Source organism: Nonomuraea sp. NPDC050404 (assembly GCF_040655495.1).
Lineage (GTDB): Bacteria > Actinomycetota > Actinomycetes > Streptosporangiales > Streptosporangiaceae > Nonomuraea.
Window position 1 is genome coordinate 1 of the sequence record NZ_JBFAKB010000077.1, and the last position, 3,235, is coordinate 3,235.

The 3,235-nt window shown below is 35.1% G+C and carries 4 protein-coding genes; 1 reads left to right on the forward strand and 3 read right to left on the reverse strand.

What is annotated here, in order from left to right; genetic code table 11:
* The first annotated feature begins 79 nt into the window (after positions 1–79).
* Positions 80–301 carry a hypothetical protein gene (locus AB0I81_RS63810; protein WP_003132844.1) on the forward strand — a complete coding sequence of 74 codons (222 nt, stop codon included), beginning with the start codon at positions 80–82 and terminating at the stop codon, positions 299–301.
* A gap of 349 nt (positions 302–650) precedes the next feature.
* On the opposite strand, the gene AB0I81_RS63815 is transcribed toward AB0I81_RS63810, so the two are convergent.
* From AB0I81_RS63815 to AB0I81_RS63825, 3 genes are all read right to left on the reverse strand, one after another.
* Positions 651–1,205, reverse strand: coding sequence for a recombinase family protein (locus AB0I81_RS63815; RefSeq protein ID WP_360680630.1), 555 nt, complete (start codon positions 1,203–1,205; stop codon positions 651–653).
* Positions 1,206–1,406: 201 nt separating this feature from the next.
* Complete coding sequence (locus AB0I81_RS63820; RefSeq protein ID WP_360680625.1) at positions 1,407–2,297, reverse strand: IS982 family transposase; 891 nt, start codon at positions 2,295–2,297, stop codon at positions 1,407–1,409.
* A gap of 288 nt (positions 2,298–2,585) precedes the next feature.
* The coding region (locus tag AB0I81_RS63825) for a hypothetical protein (protein ID WP_360680628.1) at positions 2,586–3,235 on the reverse strand (650 nt) is incomplete at its 5' end.

The following is a 3,235-nucleotide window of genomic DNA, read 5'->3' on the forward strand; positions in this document are numbered from 1 at the left end:
GAATTTTTAGCTCAAACTTTTCAACTTCTCTCAAAAGGGTTATAATTATGCTTGTTATATTATTGATAGAGGAGGAATTATGAAAACTTTAGGAAAAGCTATTGCTAATAAAATTGCTTTAGTTTTGTCCCAATACTTCCAACTTCCACCAGGATATCTGATGGGAGTTATCCCCAATCATGTCCCCAATGACCCACGAGCTTACTTCGAGCAATTGAATGAAGAACAAAAAGTAGAATTGTTAAAAGTATGCCACAAATGGTCGGAAAAACGAGTTGAAAATATGCAATACTTAAACTGAAAACGTAAAAAGTTTATCATAATGATAAGCTTTTTGTATCTTGCTTAACTTATTGACCTTGGAGAGAATTCATATTCATTTCGCCCAAGATTCACTGAAAGCGACATATTGCAAAGTTGGTTCAGTTCGTTGTCCAAGACAGTACTCAATATGTAATTGCAGAAAATTGGGAAAATCAACCAGCGTTAGATTTACATAACAAAAAGGAACGCTTGAAATCTTTTGTTAGAAATATCAGTCAATATCTTATCGAAGATTGTAAAATTAGTATGAGTTACTAATTATACCAAAGTAAAAAAATTAAACCAGCTTGCACCTTAATCGTTGTGAGCTGGTCTTTTATTTTATTCTAAAACTTATTAATATATCTATAAATTGTGGTTCTTGAAACTCCCCAAGAATCCGCAATCGACTTAATCGGCGTACCACTTTCTACCAAGGTTTTAAGAAGCATTATGTCTTTCTCTGAAAATTTCTCAGGTCTTCCTCCAAGCCTTCCTCTTGCACGTGCGGCTTCTCTACCAGCGGCAGAACGCTCCAAAATAAGATTTCGCTCAAATTCCGCAAAAGCCGCAAACAAATGAAACATCAATTGTCCAGTCGAACTTGATTTATCCATTGTAATATTTTCTTGTAGACTATGAAAACTTACCCCTTTATTATTAAGAGAATTAACAATATTAATGAGATCTTCCATATTTCTACCTAGTCGATCCAATCGCCAAACAACAATCGTATCACCAGGACGAGAAAATTCGATGGCGGATTTTAATCCAGGTCTTTCTCTTTTACTTCCTGACATATGATCAGTAAATATTTTTTCACAGTTATATTTTTTGAGACTATCTTTTTGTAAATCTAAATTTTGAAGTCCAGTTGAAACTCGTGCATATCCGATATTCATTTTTTTCTCCTTCATTTTAATTTATTGTATCATAACTTAGAAATATATATATAAATGAACATAGAATAAATCACGGGTTTATGAACAATAAATATAAATGTTTTTGAGAATTTTAATAAGAAAAGAAGAGTGTCCATAAAATGACCATTTTATGGACGCTCAAATATAAAAGAACATTGACCTACCCGAATTGCTAGTTGATTATTTAGACATGACTTGATACCCGATAGAATATCTTAAAGTCTCTGGTTCCAGTGATTTAGCTGATTTTAACAGTAAAGAATACGCTAAAAGTATCATCTCTAATTTCAATTGAAAACCTTGAGGCGAACGACTTTTACAACGCTCAGCTCCTAGATTTGTCAAAAAAGAGAAAACTCGCTCAATCACTTTTCTACGTTTTGAAAAATTAGGGAAAAGGATTTTCTTTTGCTTCATGTTCTTCCTGACAGGTGTAATTAGATCAATTCCTTTTAATTCCAGCCTATCATGCAGTGACTGACCTAGATATCCCATATCTCCAAGGACTGTTGGTGTCCCAAATTGACTCAACACTTCCTCGGTCATTGAACGATCAGCCATTGAAGCAGGAGTAATTGTGTAGTCTATGACATAGCCTGATTCACTGACTAAAGCATGAAATTTACATCCATAGAAGTACTGTCCCTTTGTAGCATCGTAGCCAGCATTGGCATCATCTCCAAGAACTTTGCTTCTGAAGTTACGAATAGGCTGACACAAAGGAATGGGGAAGCTGTCAATAATGGATACACTCATTCCTTCAACCTCTTTAAAGACGAGTGCTTGGCGAATGACTTGGATACTCGGTAAGAGGGCATTACAACGGCGGACAAAGCGAGAATATTCTAGGAAATTAGGAAATAAACTTTGAGCAAGTTGGTGCTTAGCTTTAAGCGTTTCACTAAAATGCAGTACGCCCCATAGGTAACAAGCGATAACTAAGCAATCTGATGTTGCGAGATGGACGTTCTTTCGGTTTTGAACCTCAAGGGGAACACTCGTTTGATAAAGCGTCTCAATGGTTGTCAGTAAATAAACAAAAACTTTTGGAAGTGTGCTATTATAAGTCATATAAGTCGTGCGCTTTCTAATGCTTAGTGGTTTAAGATTAGGATAGCACGACTTATTTATTTTCCAATGAAATTAACTAGCAATTCGGGTTTATTTAAAGAAAAAAAGCACGCAGCGTTCTAATTATAACACAATGTGTCCCTTTTTTTATAGGCTTTTTTAAAATTATTGCCTCATTTATAAAGGATTTCTTAAGGCTCTATTGAGCTTGATATACTCTATTTTTAAAGCAAAATAAAAAGCCACTAGATCATTGACCTAGTGGTAATTTTTATCGATAATTTATTTTTAAATACTTTCAGGAGAATATTTTTCAGACATAATCTGAATTAATTTTGAACCTAAAAAAATACAGTATCTGATAAGCACATAAGTAACGATTGCAATTGCTATAAGGATTTCCATATTCGCTAATAATTCTAAATTCAGGAACTGAAAAACGCTGAGTTTACTTGTTAAATTTACCGCAGTTGCAGAAATAACGAGAGGAAATGTAAAGGCAGCATAACTAGAATAAAAGGCACTTCTCAAAAGTTTTGTCAGCAAGCCTAAAGTTATAAAATAGATAGCTTGCGATAAAATAAATAAAAAGATAACGAATATTTTAGATTTTGCTTCTACAACAGTGAGGTATCCTACTAAACCAAGTGAACCTGGTGCCGTGATATTTGTAATCAAAGGAAGTAAAGATTTGTGCATTTTTCGTAAAATGAAAACTCTATGCATAACAATGGGAAGAAGAATAAAGTAAAAGAGTAATGTTATCCAAACCACAACTTTACCCACTTCAAGACCGAAATCTGGTGATGTTGCCGATATTACCCCAATGCCTACAAAAGTAATAAACCAGCTTGGATCCCACCACATCACCGGCATCGTCGTACAGGCCCAGGCCGCCCGTACGGTCGCCGAGACCAGACCGGAGGCGGTGGCGCCCG

What these genes read in the sequence shown, in the direction of transcription:
- AB0I81_RS63810 (WP_003132844.1), top strand. Translation starts at nt 80, where the DNA reads ATGAAAACTTTAGGAAAAGCTATTGCTAATAAAATTGCTTTAGTTTTG.
- AB0I81_RS63815 (WP_360680630.1), bottom strand. Translation starts at nt 1,205, where the DNA reads ATGAATATCGGATATGCACGAGTTTCAACTGGACTTCAAAATTTAGAT.
- AB0I81_RS63820 (WP_360680625.1), bottom strand. Translation starts at nt 2,297, where the DNA reads ATGACTTATAATAGCACACTTCCAAAAGTTTTTGTTTATTTACTGACA.